Source organism: Paenibacillus sp. GCM10027629, assembly GCF_042676425.1.
Taxonomy (GTDB): Bacteria; Bacillota; Bacilli; order Paenibacillales; family Paenibacillaceae; genus Paenibacillus_K; species Paenibacillus_K terrigena.
Genome location: NZ_JBHTGZ010000012.1, coordinates 633,330 through 647,064, shown reverse-complemented (window position 1 = coordinate 647,064; position 13,735 = coordinate 633,330). Strand labels below are relative to the sequence as shown.

General features: G+C 46.7%; 14 protein-coding genes and 1 riboswitch. Of the genes, 12 read left to right on the top strand and 2 right to left on the bottom strand.

The window, feature by feature from the left end; genetic code table 11:
- Positions 1-184 precede the first annotated feature (184 nt).
- The 7 genes from ACFQZR_RS23560 (at position 185) to ACFQZR_RS23530 (ending at position 5,612) form a co-directional block, all read left to right on the top strand.
- Positions 185-736: a hypothetical protein gene (locus ACFQZR_RS23560; RefSeq protein ID WP_379350450.1), complete on the top strand. Its 552-nt coding sequence runs from the start codon at positions 185-187 to the stop codon at positions 734-736.
- A gap of 58 nt (positions 737-794) precedes the next feature.
- Positions 795-1,358, top strand: a complete 564-nt coding sequence (locus ACFQZR_RS23555) for a bifunctional adenosylcobinamide kinase/adenosylcobinamide-phosphate guanylyltransferase (RefSeq protein ID WP_379350976.1) — start codon at positions 795-797, stop codon at positions 1,356-1,358.
- Complete coding sequence (locus ACFQZR_RS23550; RefSeq protein WP_314585621.1) at positions 1,355-1,924, top strand: cob(I)yrinic acid a,c-diamide adenosyltransferase; 570 nt, start codon at positions 1,355-1,357, stop codon at positions 1,922-1,924. The genes ACFQZR_RS23555 and ACFQZR_RS23550 overlap by 4 nt, the downstream gene beginning before the upstream one ends.
- Entirely contained in the window at positions 1,921-2,892 is a 972-nt protein-coding gene (locus ACFQZR_RS23545) for an RluA family pseudouridine synthase (protein WP_379350448.1), read from the top strand. The genes ACFQZR_RS23550 and ACFQZR_RS23545 overlap by 4 nt, the downstream gene beginning before the upstream one ends.
- Positions 2,893-2,930: 38 nt before the next feature.
- Complete coding sequence (locus ACFQZR_RS23540; RefSeq protein ID WP_379350446.1) at positions 2,931-3,290, top strand: arsenate reductase family protein; 360 nt, start codon at positions 2,931-2,933, stop codon at positions 3,288-3,290.
- Between the two features lie 304 nt (positions 3,291-3,594).
- A complete protein-coding gene (locus ACFQZR_RS23535) occupies positions 3,595-4,470 on the top strand; it encodes a 5'-3' exonuclease (RefSeq protein WP_018756196.1) in 876 nt (291 codons plus the stop codon).
- An 8-nt stretch (positions 4,471-4,478) separates the two neighbouring features.
- Entirely contained in the window at positions 4,479-5,612 is a 1,134-nt protein-coding gene (locus tag ACFQZR_RS23530) for a phosphodiester glycosidase family protein (protein ID WP_379350443.1), read from the top strand.
- 64 nt (positions 5,613-5,676) lie between these two features.
- On the opposite strand, the gene ACFQZR_RS23525 is transcribed toward ACFQZR_RS23530, so the two are convergent.
- The gene (locus tag ACFQZR_RS23525) at positions 5,677-5,973 is read right to left on the bottom strand and encodes a DUF3055 domain-containing protein (protein ID WP_379350441.1); all 297 of its coding nucleotides are present in this window, start codon (positions 5,971-5,973) and stop codon (positions 5,677-5,679) included.
- Between the two features lie 235 nt (positions 5,974-6,208).
- Here ACFQZR_RS23525 and ACFQZR_RS23520 point away from each other — a divergent pair, with 235 nt between their 5' ends.
- On the top strand, positions 6,209-7,222 hold the full coding sequence (locus tag ACFQZR_RS23520) for an HRDC domain-containing protein (protein ID WP_379350439.1): 1,014 nt from the start codon (positions 6,209-6,211) through the stop codon (positions 7,220-7,222).
- 101 nt (positions 7,223-7,323) lie between these two features.
- Here the strand turns inward: ACFQZR_RS23520 and corA are convergent, their stop codons facing one another.
- Complete coding sequence (gene corA, locus ACFQZR_RS23515) at positions 7,324-8,259, bottom strand: magnesium/cobalt transporter CorA (RefSeq protein WP_379350437.1); 936 nt, start codon at positions 8,257-8,259, stop codon at positions 7,324-7,326.
- Between the two features lie 384 nt (positions 8,260-8,643).
- Positions 8,644-8,755: riboswitch (SAM riboswitch) on the top strand.
- Between the two features lie 109 nt (positions 8,756-8,864).
- On the opposite strand from corA, the gene metA reads away from it, so the two are divergent.
- The 4 genes from metA to ACFQZR_RS23495 all read left to right on the top strand — a co-directional run bounded on the left by metA (position 8,865) and on the right by ACFQZR_RS23495 (position 13,600).
- Entirely contained in the window at positions 8,865-9,782 is a 918-nt protein-coding gene (gene metA / locus ACFQZR_RS23510) for a homoserine O-acetyltransferase MetA (RefSeq protein ID WP_379350435.1), read from the top strand.
- A 24-nt stretch (positions 9,783-9,806) separates the two neighbouring features.
- Entirely contained in the window at positions 9,807-10,979 is a 1,173-nt protein-coding gene (locus ACFQZR_RS23505; protein WP_379350433.1) for an aminotransferase class I/II-fold pyridoxal phosphate-dependent enzyme, read from the top strand.
- A 2-nt stretch (positions 10,980-10,981) separates the two neighbouring features.
- Positions 10,982-12,151, top strand: a complete 1,170-nt coding sequence (locus ACFQZR_RS23500) for an aminotransferase class I/II-fold pyridoxal phosphate-dependent enzyme (protein ID WP_379350431.1) — start codon at positions 10,982-10,984, stop codon at positions 12,149-12,151.
- Positions 12,152-12,241: 90 nt separating this feature from the next.
- On the top strand, positions 12,242-13,600 hold the full coding sequence (locus ACFQZR_RS23495; protein ID WP_379350429.1) for an EAL domain-containing protein: 1,359 nt from the start codon (positions 12,242-12,244) through the stop codon (positions 13,598-13,600).
- Positions 13,601-13,735 lie beyond the last annotated feature (135 nt).

The window sequence follows — 13,735 nt, the reverse complement described above, 5'->3', positions numbered from 1 at the left end:
GAAGAGAAGACCTTCCAGAGTCTTCTTTTTAAACATATAGAAATTATTATTTCGGGGCCCCCCCGCAAAGTACCTGAATCAGCTTCGAAGCGGATTTCCCCACTTTGTGGGGTTATTTTGTGTCTTCCAAGTTTATGATATAGTGGTTGGTATAGATGCACACAGCAGAAGGGACGCAATGTACATGAAAAGAATCGGAATCATTCTTATGATATTAGTTACGATGGGCCTCTTAGCGGGCTGCGGTGATGAGGCAGATCTTACGATCTTATTGATGCCAGGGCAACAGCAAGTTATACCGCAGGAAGTAACAGATCAAGTGAAGGCTCAGCTGCAGCAGCAGCTCGGAAGTGAAAAGAAGGTCGAAGTAAATGCAAGCGCGATGTACAGTATACAGAAGTTGATTGCCGAACTTGCGGTAGGCGCGAATGATATGATGGTAGTTCCTGAGGAAGATATGAAGAACTTTGCGAAGAATTCAGGAACGACACCGCTCGAAGATACATTTGACAAGGAGAAGTACAAACGCGGATTTGTTGAAGGGACTGTTCTTGTACCGGATGCATCAGGGAAAGACCAAGAGAAGAAGGAAGAACATCTCTACGCAATTCCAATTCATGATATGAAGATGTTCAAGTCCATTGGGTTCGCATTAGAGAATCTGTTCGTGATTATTCCGTCGAACGCGCCGCATCCTGAACTTGCAAAGCAAGTGTTGAAGTCGATGGTAGAGTAGCGGGTAGTGAGATTTTCGATCAAATAAATGAAGGAAGGGAGGAACTCACTTGTTGGTGATGATAACAGGTGGCGCAGGCAGTGGGAAGACAAGCTTTGCGCTGCAGTTGGCTTCGACATTGGGTAAGACGGGCATGTGGCTTGTCTCGCGATGGCCGGATAAAGATAAGGAACAAGTGGCTCCCTCCTCCTTTGTATGGAAAATTATTGAGACCGATCCGTTACTTCCTGAAATTATTGATACGATTAATGTGCAGTCGAATCCATACACGGCGCGGAATCGTGTGCTCGTGGTGGATAGTATCGCGGTATGGCTCTACAGTGAAGTAAAGGCTGCTGCCAAGCTCAATCTCGATGAGAAGGACATGAAAGCGCATGTCGAGATGCGCGTCGAACAGCTGGTGCAGTCTATTCTTGCCTATCAAGGTGCAATTCTCGTCATTACCAATGAGATGAACGGCGGATGGGATGAGACCGTAGCGTATCGACGTTTATTTCATGAATGGCTGCCGGCGATTAATGAACGATTAGCTGCAAGAAGCAAGCAATTGTATTTGTTAACATCAGGGATTGCTGTGGAACTATTAAGTAAACAGGTGAAATTCGGGAGGGATTTAGGATGAAAATCTATACTCGCTCGGGGGATCAAGGAACGACGTCGGTCATCGGCGGACGTGTGCCGAAAGATCATATTCAAGTAGAGACGTATGGAACAATTGATGAGTTGAATTGCTTCGTTGGTCAAGCGATGAGTCAACTTGGCGGGGAGCGATTCTCAGATATCCGATCCGTATTGCTGCAAATTCAACATGAGCTATTCGATTGCGGCTCGGATCTCGCCTTCGCGAATCCAGATGGGAAGAGCTTCAAAGTTCAAGCTGAGATGACAGCGCAATTAGAACAATGGATTGATCATTATGAACAAGAAAATCCGAAGCTGACACGGTTCATTCTTCCGGGTGGAAGCAGTGGATCTGCATCGCTTCACGTGTGCCGAACGGTATGCCGTCGTGCGGAAAGACTTGTTGTGAAGCTGGGGAGTGTCGCGGACATTCATACCGAGGTTCGCCATTATTTGAATCGATTATCGGATTTATTCTTCGTGCTCGCTCGAACGGCGAATGTACGGAGCGGTGTTCCCGATGTTGAATATATTCGCAGTGCAGAGGTGTTCCGTTCCGAGCCATGACAACCGAGACACAATATTACGAACCGATCACTTATATCGTTCCTCCATCGGAGGAGGGGATGCTGTTAAAGACGATTCTATCGAATCGATTAATGGTATCTCGCAAATTAATGTCGAGATTGAAGCTAACGGAGCATGGGATTACGGTGAATGGTGAGCGACGTTATATCAGTGTTCGTGTGCAGGCAGGGGATTGTGTTCAGATTCGGATGGAGCAAGAGCAGTCGGATGATATTTTGCCGCAGCCGATTGATTTCACCATTATTTACGAGGATGAACATCTCTTAGTCGTGCATAAAGAACCAGGGATCATCGTTCACCCTACGCATGGTCATTATATGAATACACTTGCCAATGGAGTTGTCCATTACTGGCAGCAGCAGGGCTGGAATTATCGATTCCGGCCTGTTCATCGCTTGGATCAAGAGACCTCGGGTGTGCTCGCGATCGCGAAGAATCCGTATATCCATCAGCATATTTCTGAGCAAATGATTGCAGGGCAAGTGGATAAGCAGTATTTGGCTTTTGTGCATGGGATACCGGATCCGCAGTATGGGACGATTGAAGGTCCGATTGATCGTGACCCGGAATCACCGCATGTTCGCATTGTGACGCCAACAGGCTATGCATCGACTACACATTATACAACGCTGGAATCTTATAAGTCGCCTGCGGGTGCTAAGATTCAACTAAAGCTGGAGACAGGCCGCACCCATCAAATTCGCGTGCATATGCAATCCATCGGCTGTCCATTAATCGGTGATAAAATGTACAAGTTTCTAGTTCTCGTTGACGAAGATACAGATGTTAAGGCAAAGGCGTTAGACGCGCGAATGGATCGGCATGCGCTGCATGCTTGGAAGCTTGGTCTTACGCATCCGATCACGAAGCAATGGATGGAATTTACCGCAGAATTGCCGAATGACCTTCAGCAGCTGCAAGACGCGATGCAGAACGAATTAACTTAGTTAGCATTATAAGTGCTTGTTTAAAAGGAGAAATATAGATGTCCAAGTTAAAAGTCTATCATTATACGAAATGCGGCACATGCCGCAGCGCCATTAAATCGCTTCAAGCGAAAGGGCATGAGCTGGAGCTGCAGGATATCTTCGAGGTTGCGCCGACGGAAGCGGAGCTAAAGGCATTAATCGAAAATAGCGGCCTTGAATTGAAGAAATTCTGGAATACTTCGGGTGAAGTCTATCGGGAAATGCAGCTGAAGGACAAGCTGCCTAAGATGAGCGCGGAGGAACAAGTCAAGCTGATGGCATCAAACGGCCGATTGATCAAACGCCCGATTGTTACGGATGGGAAACAAGTTACGGTTGGATTCAAAGAAGAGCAGTACGAGACCAGCTGGGGCTGATCCCTGGGGTCTGATATTATAATGCGTGTTCAAAAAGTCGGCATTTCAGCACCGAGAAGGTTGCGAGAACCCGAAGAAGGAGGAACGGAGTTTAGGAGATACCTAAATGAGTACCGGACTTCGAGGGTGAATGCAAGATTCGATGTTGAATATGCTTCACGGACTACTTCGTGATCAAATGATGACTTTTGAACAACCTCTATAATGGCAAAAAGAGGCCGGGCAGTCACGAGCGTACTATGCTAGAATAATAGGATGTTACTTACAGGATTGTTACTAGATTAGAGTTAGGAGAGATCCAAAGGTGGAACACAATAAACAGAAGTTACTCCTCGTCGACGGGATGGCTTTGTTATTCCGCGCTTATTATGCGACAGCATATGGCGGTTATATTCGCAAGACAAGTTCAGGCATTCCGACGAATGCGATCTATGGATTCATTCGTTATTTCTGGGATGCCGTATCGAAATTCGATCCAACGCATATCGCTTGCTGTTGGGATATGGGGAGCAAGACGTTTCGTACCGAGCAATTCTCGGATTACAAAGCTAATCGCGGCGAAGCACCAGAAGATCTTATCCCGCAATTCAGCTTAATTCGTGAAGTGATGGAGAGCTTCGGCATTCCGAATATCGGTGAAGTTGGATACGAGGCCGATGACTGTATCGGTACGATTGCCAAGCAATATGGATCTGACATGGATATCTATATCCTGACCGGCGATCACGATATGCTGCAATTGGTTGACGAGCGTGTCCATGTCATCATTATGAAAAAAGGACACGGGAATTATATGGTCTACAATCCGTCCACACTCATGGAAGAACGTCAACTCACACCGGCGCAAGTGATCGATGTGAAAGGCTTGATGGGGGACACCAGTGATAACTATCCGGGTGTTCGCGGGATTGGAGAGAAAACAGCTTACAAGCTCGTTCAACAATACGAATCCGTAGAAGGAATCTTAGAGAACCTTCATGAACTGACCAAAGCCGTGCGTACCAAAATTGAAGCGGACATCGACATGCTGCACTTATCTCGCGATTTAGCACGTATTCGTTGCGATGTGCCGCTCGTCTGTTCGATAGACAACTGCGAATTCACCTTAGATCGTACACAAATTGAACGCAAATTTGCAGAGTTAGAAATGCAGAGTTTAAATTCATTGATCGGGGTGTAACAGTCAGCATGTCAACTAAGTTTATTCGGACCATCGTCCTCACACTTGTCCTCAGTCTTACCGGAGCTGTCATGGCTACGGCAGCAGGGCAAGGAGGTACTGCGGGCAGTACGACATCTTCCTCGAAAGGAACGCAGAAGCTTGCTTACCAACCAAAAGTCGAGATGAAGAAGGTTGCCGTAGGCGGACGTACTTATACGGTACAGACCGTGACGATGCCGAAAAATATCGGTGTACAAGTAGGTCTGGCAGGCGGCAAGGTTGGTCAGACAGCTAATATGAAAGACATTGTTAAACGGTATCATGCGGATTATGGTATCAATGGCACATACTTTGAAGCCTATGGCGGCATCCCAGAGCCTTATGGCATGATCATACAGAATGGTCAGCTTGCGCATATTGGTAACACCGGGACAACGATCGGATTTACGAAAAATGGCCAAGTTCGGATGGATCATTTACGGGTATCTGTTACGGGGAGTGTCTACGATCCGGACAGCGGCAAGAGCGGCAGTTATTATGTCTATTTTGCAAATCGAACGCCCGTTAAAGGGAAATCGAGCAGCATTCTCTACACGCCGGCACGGGGTAAAACCATTGGATTTAACTATGGTGAGATGGTTGTCGTAGATAAAGGCGTAGTCACCAAAGTGACGCAAAATCAAGATGTCGCGATCCCAGCGAATGGTTATGTGCTTGTCTTTAACGGTAGCGAGACAGGGCAAGCAAAACGATTTAAAGTGGGTGCAATGGCATCATATGAAGTTCACTATAAGGACCTGAAAGGCAATGAGATCCCTTGGGGAGATGTCATCACCGCAGTTGGGGCGGGCCCAAGACTTGTGAAAGATGGTAAGCTCGCGGTGAATCCGACGGCCGAAGGGTTTACATCTGCCAAAATTTTGACCAGCGGCGGTGCGCGAAGCGGGATTGCTGTCATGAAGGATGGCTCCATTATGATTGCAACGGTCAATGGAGCGACAATTCAAGCGTGGGCACAAGTGATGCAGAAGCTTGGAGCGCAGCAGGCAATGAATTTGGACGGGGGCGCATCATCCGGCCTCTATGCCAATGGGAGAGTCCTTACGTCAGCAGGTAGACCGCTGAGCAACATGCTGCTGTTCGGCATGAATTTGCAGTGAAACAGAAAGAAGGCTACCTTGCTCGATGAGTAAGGTAGCCTTTTTCTATATCGATGGATTGTAATTAATCTGTGAAGACAGTCGGGCCTACAACCATGTGGAGGAATTCGCGCAGGTCGCTTGCTTCCTCTTCCGACAGTTTGAAGGTGAATTCCAAGTAGCCTTCTTCCTCTAAGTCTTCTTCACCGATAATTGCCGTAATACCGCTCTGTAGATCAGTAACTAATTTCTTCCCGTAGAAGCGGTTGGTTGTCATGATGGCGAGGTCGAACCGTTTATAGCTTGCGCCAATGAATGTCACAAATCGCGTCGTCGTTGCTTCCGTTGAATCCGATAGAAAATCTAACTCGTGCTGAGACATGGATGTCACTCCTTCAATGATTATGAGGTCATTATAGCGGAATTTGGGAAGAACAGGAACTATAATTTCTGTACCTATAGTTATTTGAAAACTTTTGTCTCCCTATACTTGCCCAGAATTTGGAATTATGCTATGATGATCTCAATTGCATGAACGGACGAATGAGGAAGCACCTCTCTTATCTTATATAAGAGGGGTGCTTTTTTGCGTGCGTTCATGAACTTTTTGGAGGTGGATGATGAATATCGTTTTTCTGAACACGTTTGAAAGGAAGCAAGAATCAGATGGGACTATTACATCGCAATTATCGATTGGTGAGGCACATGGGGTGTGGCAGCTTGTATGGAGTGAACCCTACCATGGAAAGATGGAACAATCGGTATGGTACTCGGGTACGTCCTGGGAGGAGCTTCTAACCACATTTCGACATGGTATTGCGGTGAAGTTAGGGGAAGGGTACGCTCCGATTATTGATGGAATGATGAGTGATGCGGAGCACTCGGGACGATTGGTTCGGTCGCAGCTGCTCGCTTGCTATAGCGATTTATATCCGAATGAATCGTTATATGCCATGTTAAGTCAATGGCGTAGATCTCGCGCCACTGCTGACAAGAAGGCTCCTTATTTCATTGCGACGAACCGTATGCTGCGCCTACTCAGCGTCTATGTACCGCAGACGATGGAGGAGTTACTTCAACTGCCTGGCTTCGGAGAGAACAAGGTGAACCTCTATGGCGAGGAGATCGTAAGCTTGCTTCAAGATACTGAACGAACGACAGTGTTTCCGCTGGATTGGGTCAAAGAACAGGTGACTCGGGAAGAATATGCCCAATGGCTGTATAAGCAAAAAGAACAAAAATATAAGCAGGAAATGGATCGGCTTGCAGAACAGAAACGTTTGCTGGAAGGAATTCAGCAGGGTTGTTCCATCACAGATCTGGAGCAGTATTGCAGCATGTCGCGTCGGAATATTCTGATTGCGCTCGAAAGTCTTGATCGGGAAGGGTATGATATCGAGCGTCTGATCGAAGAAGAGCTCCAGCAGGTGCCTCTAGAGGAGCAGGCCGCCATATGGTCGGCTATTGAGCGCGATGGGTATCGATATTTGAAGCCGATCTTGCTCGAGGTCTATGGGGATACGGGGCTGCAAGGAGAGCAAGCGGCCATGTATTACGAGCGTATTCGGTTGGTTCGTATTCGTTATCGGCGTCAGCGGGAGATAGACAATCAACAACGTCAGGCAGGATAAATGAAAAACAGGACTTGATCTACACTGCTAAGCGCAGCAGTTCAGATCAAGTCCTGCATTAATTATGTTAGAAAAATCGACTTATCAGCACCAAGAAGTTGTTATAGCCAGTTTTTTTTCTTGAATAGGAAATACATCCCGAATCCGAGGCAGAGCATCGCCCCTAAAACAATGTAATATCCGTAATCCCAATTAAGCTCAGGAATGTGGGTGAAGTTCATCCCGTAGATCCCTGTGATGATCGTCATCGGCATGAAGATGGTCGTCAGCGCCGTGAAGACTCTCATGATCTCATTCGCTCGGTTCGCGACGCTGGACTGATAAGCTTCTCGTAAGTTGGCCATCAGGTCGCGGAACGTGTCGAAGGTCTCGGATATTTTGACGGCATTCTCATAGATGTCGCTGAAGTATTTCTGCAGCTGATCGTCGATAAGACGCAGATCTTTCTTATTTAAGGTCGCGATCACGTCTTTCTGCGGTCCAAGAACCTTCTTGAGCCACAGGATTTCGCTTCGCAGACCGATAATTTCGTTCAAATGGGTCTTCTTCGTATGAAGCACGATATCTTCTTCGAGATGTTCAATGCGGTCTTCGATGCGATCTCCGACAGAGAAATAGCTGTCGACGACAAGGTCGACCAAATGATATAAGAAGTTATCAGGTCGATTGACTTCCTGTTCCCACAGAATAGGTTTCACTGTGCGGAGCTCATTGATCTTCTGCTTCGTTACCGTAATAATATAATGTTTGCCCAGGAACATGCTTAGGGCGCGTAGGAAAATCTCCTCATCATCAAATCGAATGCTGTTAATAACGATAAAATAATGTCCTTCATAAATTTCGATCTTCGGACGTTGTTCCTCTTCACTGAGGCAGTCCTCCACGGCCAAATCATGCAACGTGAATAACGGCTGCAGGACGATCAGATCTTCAACATCTGCATCAATCCAGTAGAAGCCGTTCTCTGGCGGGATGATCGTTTGGTTAATATCTTCGATGACGGTGAACACACCTTCTTGTACCAACCGGATTTTCATCTGATTTCACTCCTCTTCCCGAATGAAACCAGAAGGCAGGCCAAAAGATGCGTTGTTACACAGATTTCAGGCACAACCGACAGATTTCATTCCTATTTAGTTGTATATGTGACATTGTCCTCTGCGGTATAGGGTCGCCTTCCATCCTTACTCACCTCTACTTTATGTTTCATCTCTTGGAACACTCGTCTTAGTATAACGCGCTTATATCTTACAAGCAATGAAAAAAACGGTGAACCAAGTTAATGTAGAATATGGCGCGGACCGAAGAATGGTGCGTTCCTCAGCATGGGATGGATGAAGCTGATGGAAGTGTATTGACGTCTGTTTCAAATTGGATTAAAGTAGGGTTATGTAAAAAAAACCAAATAAGGTTTTGCTAAATTCTTATCAAGAGTAGGTGGAGGGACTAGCCCGATGATACCCGGCAACCGACTGAAAAGCACGGTGCTAATTCTTGCGGAAACGAATGGATTTCGTTGCTGAGAGATAAGAGAAGCGCCGGATATATTAACGTAGGCCTTCTCTGTGGAGGCCTTTTTTTGTACCCTCCGAGCAATACCCCATCAAATGGTTTAAGAATCCCACAAAGGAGTGAATGACGCATGCCGATTAAAATTCCAGATGCATTGCCAGCGAAAGAAATATTAACTAATGAGAATATTTTTGTGATGGATGAGAGTGTTGCATACCATCAAGACATTCGTCCGCTTCAGATTGTGATCTTAAATTTGATGCCAACGAAGGAAACGACAGAGACACAGCTGCTGCGCCTCATCGGGAATACCCCGCTGCAGGTCGAGGTGGTTCTTCTTCATCCCAAATCCCATACGTCGAAAAATACATCGGCAGAGCATCTCGAGACGTTCTACCATACCTTTGAAGATATTCGCCATCGCCGGTTTGACGGCATGATCGTAACGGGAGCGCCTGTCGAACAAATGGAGTTCGAAGAAGTGAACTATTGGGAAGAGCTTGAACAAATCTTCGAATGGAGTAAGACGAACGTAACATCAACCATGCATATCTGTTGGGCCTCCCAAGCAGGTCTGTATTATCACTTTGGCGTACCCAAATATTCTTTGGAAGAGAAGTGTTTTGGCGTATACCCGCATGTGATTACAACGCCGAATATCAGCTTATTGCGTGGATTCGACGAGCAGTTCTACGTACCACAATCCCGTCATACCGAGGTAAGACGTGAAGATATCGAGCTTAATGAGAACCTAGAGATTTTATCGGAATCCGAAGAATCAGGAATCTATATCGTTGCGACCAAAGACGGCAAGCAAATTTTCGTGACAGGCCATTCCGAGTATGACCCGCTTACATTAAAATGGGAGTATGACCGTGATGTTGCCAAAGGACTTGATGTCGAAATTCCGAAGAACTACTATCCGAAGGATGATCCATCACGGGTGCCTTTATCGCTATGGCGTGCGCATGCCAACTTATTATTCTCTAATTGGCTGAATTACTATGTATATCAAGAGACACCATTTGACCTTGGCGCAGGCATTTAATAGGACAGAGGAGGATATCTAGACATGTCAGAAGATTTGAAAATTGAAAGTCGTCTCGCACAGATTGGTTCTGTGCAGGAACCTGTTACGGGAGCGATTAATTATCCTATATATCAAGCAACTGCGTTTCGTCATCCGAAGCTAGGACAGAGCACGGGATTCGATTATATTCGGACGAAGAATCCGACGCGCAGCGTCTTGGAAGAAGCGGTAGCTAAACTCGAGAGCGGCGATGCAGCGTTTGCCTGTAGCTCTGGAATGGCGGCGCTTCAGACCGTATTTGCCATGTTCGGTCAAGGCGATCATCTGATCGTCTCGCTGGATCTATACGGGGGTACTTACCGGTTAATCGAGAAAATTATGTCGCGCTTTGGCGTGACAGCTTCTTATGTGGATACAAATGATTTCGATGCCCTGGAAGAAGTGGCACAGCCGAATACGAAGGCGGTTATTATCGAGACACCAACGAATCCACTGATGATGATCACAGATATTGAAGCTGTAGCGGCATGGGCGAAGCGAAAAAATTTGTTATCGATTGTCGATAACACCTTGTTAACACCATTCTTGCAACGTCCGATTGAGCTAGGTGCAGATATTGTGGTGCACAGTGCGACGAAATATTTGGGCGGACATAATGATGTGCTCGCCGGACTGATCATTACGAAAGGCAAGGAGCTATCAGAGTATACAGGATTCCTGCACAATTCGATTGGTGCTGTACTGAGTCCAAGTGACAGCTATCAGTTAATGCGCGGCATGAAAACATTAGCGCTGCGGATGGAGCGTCATGAATATAATGCGACACGGGTTGCTACGTATTTGCAGGAGCATCCGCTTGTTGATCAAGTCTATTTCCCAGGTCTGCCGGGACATCCGGGCTATGAAATTCAGAAGAAGCAAGCCTCAGGCAATACGGGCATTTTCTCCTTCAAAATGAAGGAAGCAAAATATATTGAGCCGATATTACGTCATATTCAATTGATTGCTTTTGCCGAGAGCCTTGGCGGAGTAGAGTCGTTGATGACGTATCCAGCCGTGCAGACCCATGCGGATATTCCGATTGAAATTCGTGAGAAGGTCGGTGTAGACGATCGTCTCCTGCGCTTCTCCGTGGGGATTGAGCATGCCGATGATATTATTGCGGATTTAGGCCGTGCAATTGAGCTTGCAAGACAAGAGATCGAGGGGGCATAGTCGTGGCACATGCAGAAGGATCAGAACGGAATCGTAAATTTGCAACGAAGTTGATTCATTTCGGAAGTGAAATCGACGAGACGACGGGTGCTTCCAGTGTCCCGATTTATCAAGCATCAACTTTCCACCATCATGATATCTTCAATCCGCCGACGTATGACTATTCCCGTTCGGGGAATCCGACACGCCAAGCGCTAGAAGACTATATCGCCTTGCTTGAGGGCGGAACGAATGGGTATGCTTTCCCGTCCGGGATGTCAGCGATCTCTACCGCTTTCATGTTGTTATCCGCAGGAGATCATGTGATCGTGACGGAAGATGTGTACGGGGGGACCTATCGTTTCCTAACGACCATCCTAAGTCGGATGAACATTGAGACGACGTTCGTCGATATGACGGATCTCGATCAAGTGAAGAGCGCTCTGAAGCCGAATACAAAAGCTGTATTTATGGAGACACCGTCAAATCCGACGCTCAAAATTACCGATATTGCCGCTGTCACTTCATGGGCGAAGGAACACGGCCTCCTAACGATGCTGGATAATACGTTTATGACACCGTATCATCAACGTCCTATTGAGCTTGGTGTGGACCTTGTACTGCATAGTGCGACGAAGTTCTTAGGCGGTCACAGTGATGTGCTTGCTGGACTAGCTGTCACAGCTACAGAAGAGCTTGCCCGCCAAGTTAAATATTTGCAGAATGGGATGGGAGCGGTGCTTAGTACGCAAGAAAGCTGGCTCCTCATGCGCGGCATGAAGACGCTTGAAGCGCGTATGGCGCATTCGGAGCAGAGTGCGAAGAAGCTGGCGGCATGGCTGGAACAAGAACCTTCGATTGCGAAGGTATACTATCCAGGCCTAGCGAATCATCCTGGCCGTGTAATTCATGAACAACAGTCCACGGGTTATGGCGCAGTTGTATCATTTGATGTCGGTTCCGGTGAACGGGCGAAGCAAGTGCTCAGTAAAGTAAAAATCCCGCTCGTAGCCGTCAGCCTTGGCGCTGTAGAGAGCATTTTATCGTACCCAGCCATGATGTCTCATGCCTCCATGCCTCGAGAAGTTCGTCTAGAGAAGGGAATTACAGACGGATTGCTTCGTTATTCGGTAGGGCTTGAGCATGTTGACGATTTGATTGATGATTTATCGAACGCCCTGCGAGACGTGTAACGATAAGGTAAATATTGTTATATTTTGTTACGCTGTGATAGAATAGTGACAATAAGAACGTCTGGATGCGAGGGGGCATAAGAGCGTAGTATGGGTACCTTTTTTGATGAATCGATCAAACGATTGAAGAACATCTGTATGTTATCTCGAACGAACCGTTCCATGAATATTCTGCCACCGAGCTTTAAGCTGAGGGATCCCGTTATTCATCAGGTTCGTAAGGCCCGTCGACAGGGCCATATATGCTCGCTCATTCTACTAAGTGTCCATCAATTTGATCAATTCATTCGTCAGCATTCTTCAGATACAATGCAGCACCTGACTAAGGTCCTCGAACATATTCTTCGGGATACGATTCTTGAATATGTCGATGCATCCAGGCTCATCGGGGTCAAGATGATTCAGACCAATGTCTATGGCATTTTTATTCGTGAGACGATTCCATTCCTGGCGCAAGAGACGGATGCGCTTGCCATTCTCATCGGGAAGTCGATTCAGACGGATCTGAATTTTGAACTACAAGAGAGTGATTTAACGGTTCAGATTATTAGCGGTGCGACACAGCTCCCTGCAGATATCGATGATGAGAAGCATGGGATCTACCTCGCTGTCCAAGAAGCCTGGCTGCTTGCAGCCGGGCTTGCGCCGATTCCGTACAATTCATTGAAGCAGCAATTAAGTCAAATTATTGAATACAAGGATATTACGGTTCTTACGCAGCCGATCTTGAATCTCCAGACGGGCGAAGTATACGGTTATGAGGTGCTCACGCGGGGACCGATCGATACGATATTTCACTCGCCAGAGGCCTTGTTTGATTATGCGGATCGGGTTCAATTGCTGTCTGAGTTGGAGTTCGTGGTGATCCAGAAGGCCTTCGAAGAAATGAAGGGTCGGGGCATCATGAGTCCCGTCTTTATTAACATTACAGCGGTGACGCTGAGTCACCCACACTTCGAACGGAATATTAGACGGTATATTGAGAAAGAAAATATTAGCCCTAGTCATGTGATCTTCGAAATTACGGAACAACATCTGATGCGTGATTATGTGAGCAGCTCGCAAGTAATCCGTAAGCTTCGCAGTCTCGGATTTCGCGTTGCGATTGACGATGCAGGTGCAGGCTTCTCTAGTCTGCAATCTATTCTTGAGATCATTCCGGATATTATCAAAATTGATAAGTCGCTCATTCAAGAAATTGATCGCGTTGCCGCCAAGGAATCCATGCTCAAAGCGATCATGTCCTTCGCGCATGACATACAATGCCAAGTCATTGCTGAAGGGGTCGAACGAGAAGAAGAAGCAGGCGTGCTAATGCGGCACAATGTTGAGATGGGGCAAGGGTACTTTTTTGCGAAGCCGGAACGATTCATGCCAAGCCATGGTCGACTCTATCTCGATGAAATGAAACACAAAATACATCGATTGCGTTCGGTAACAGCATCTTAGGATGCTGTTTTTCCTTGTGAAATGTGTTACGATAAAAAGTACAGGTGTTTTAGGGGAAAGTAAAATAAAAATTTCAAAAAGACGGCTTTTCAGCACCGAGAAGGTTGTGAGAACCCGAAGAAGGAGGAACGGAGT

Excerpts from the sequence above, each read along its gene's own strand:
- corA (WP_379350437.1), bottom strand. The coding sequence starts at position 8,259 with ATGAAAATCCGGTTGGTACAAGAAGGTGTGTTCACCGTCATCGAAGAT.
- ACFQZR_RS23545 (WP_379350448.1), top strand. The coding sequence starts at position 1,921 with ATGACAACCGAGACACAATATTACGAACCGATCACTTATATCGTTCCT.
- ACFQZR_RS23540 (WP_379350446.1), top strand. The coding sequence starts at position 2,931 with ATGTCCAAGTTAAAAGTCTATCATTATACGAAATGCGGCACATGCCGC.
- ACFQZR_RS23530 (WP_379350443.1), top strand. The coding sequence starts at position 4,479 with ATGTCAACTAAGTTTATTCGGACCATCGTCCTCACACTTGTCCTCAGT.
- ACFQZR_RS23555 (WP_379350976.1), top strand. The coding sequence starts at position 795 with ATGATAACAGGTGGCGCAGGCAGTGGGAAGACAAGCTTTGCGCTGCAG.
- ACFQZR_RS23520 (WP_379350439.1), top strand. The coding sequence starts at position 6,209 with ATGATGAATATCGTTTTTCTGAACACGTTTGAAAGGAAGCAAGAATCA.
- ACFQZR_RS23495 (WP_379350429.1), top strand. The coding sequence starts at position 12,242 with ATGGGTACCTTTTTTGATGAATCGATCAAACGATTGAAGAACATCTGT.
- ACFQZR_RS23560 (WP_379350450.1), top strand. The coding sequence starts at position 185 with ATGAAAAGAATCGGAATCATTCTTATGATATTAGTTACGATGGGCCTC.
- ACFQZR_RS23505 (WP_379350433.1), top strand. The coding sequence starts at position 9,807 with ATGTCAGAAGATTTGAAAATTGAAAGTCGTCTCGCACAGATTGGTTCT.
- ACFQZR_RS23550 (WP_314585621.1), top strand. The coding sequence starts at position 1,355 with ATGAAAATCTATACTCGCTCGGGGGATCAAGGAACGACGTCGGTCATC.
- ACFQZR_RS23525 (WP_379350441.1), bottom strand. The coding sequence starts at position 5,973 with ATGTCTCAGCACGAGTTAGATTTTCTATCGGATTCAACGGAAGCAACG.
- metA (WP_379350435.1), top strand. The coding sequence starts at position 8,865 with ATGCCGATTAAAATTCCAGATGCATTGCCAGCGAAAGAAATATTAACT.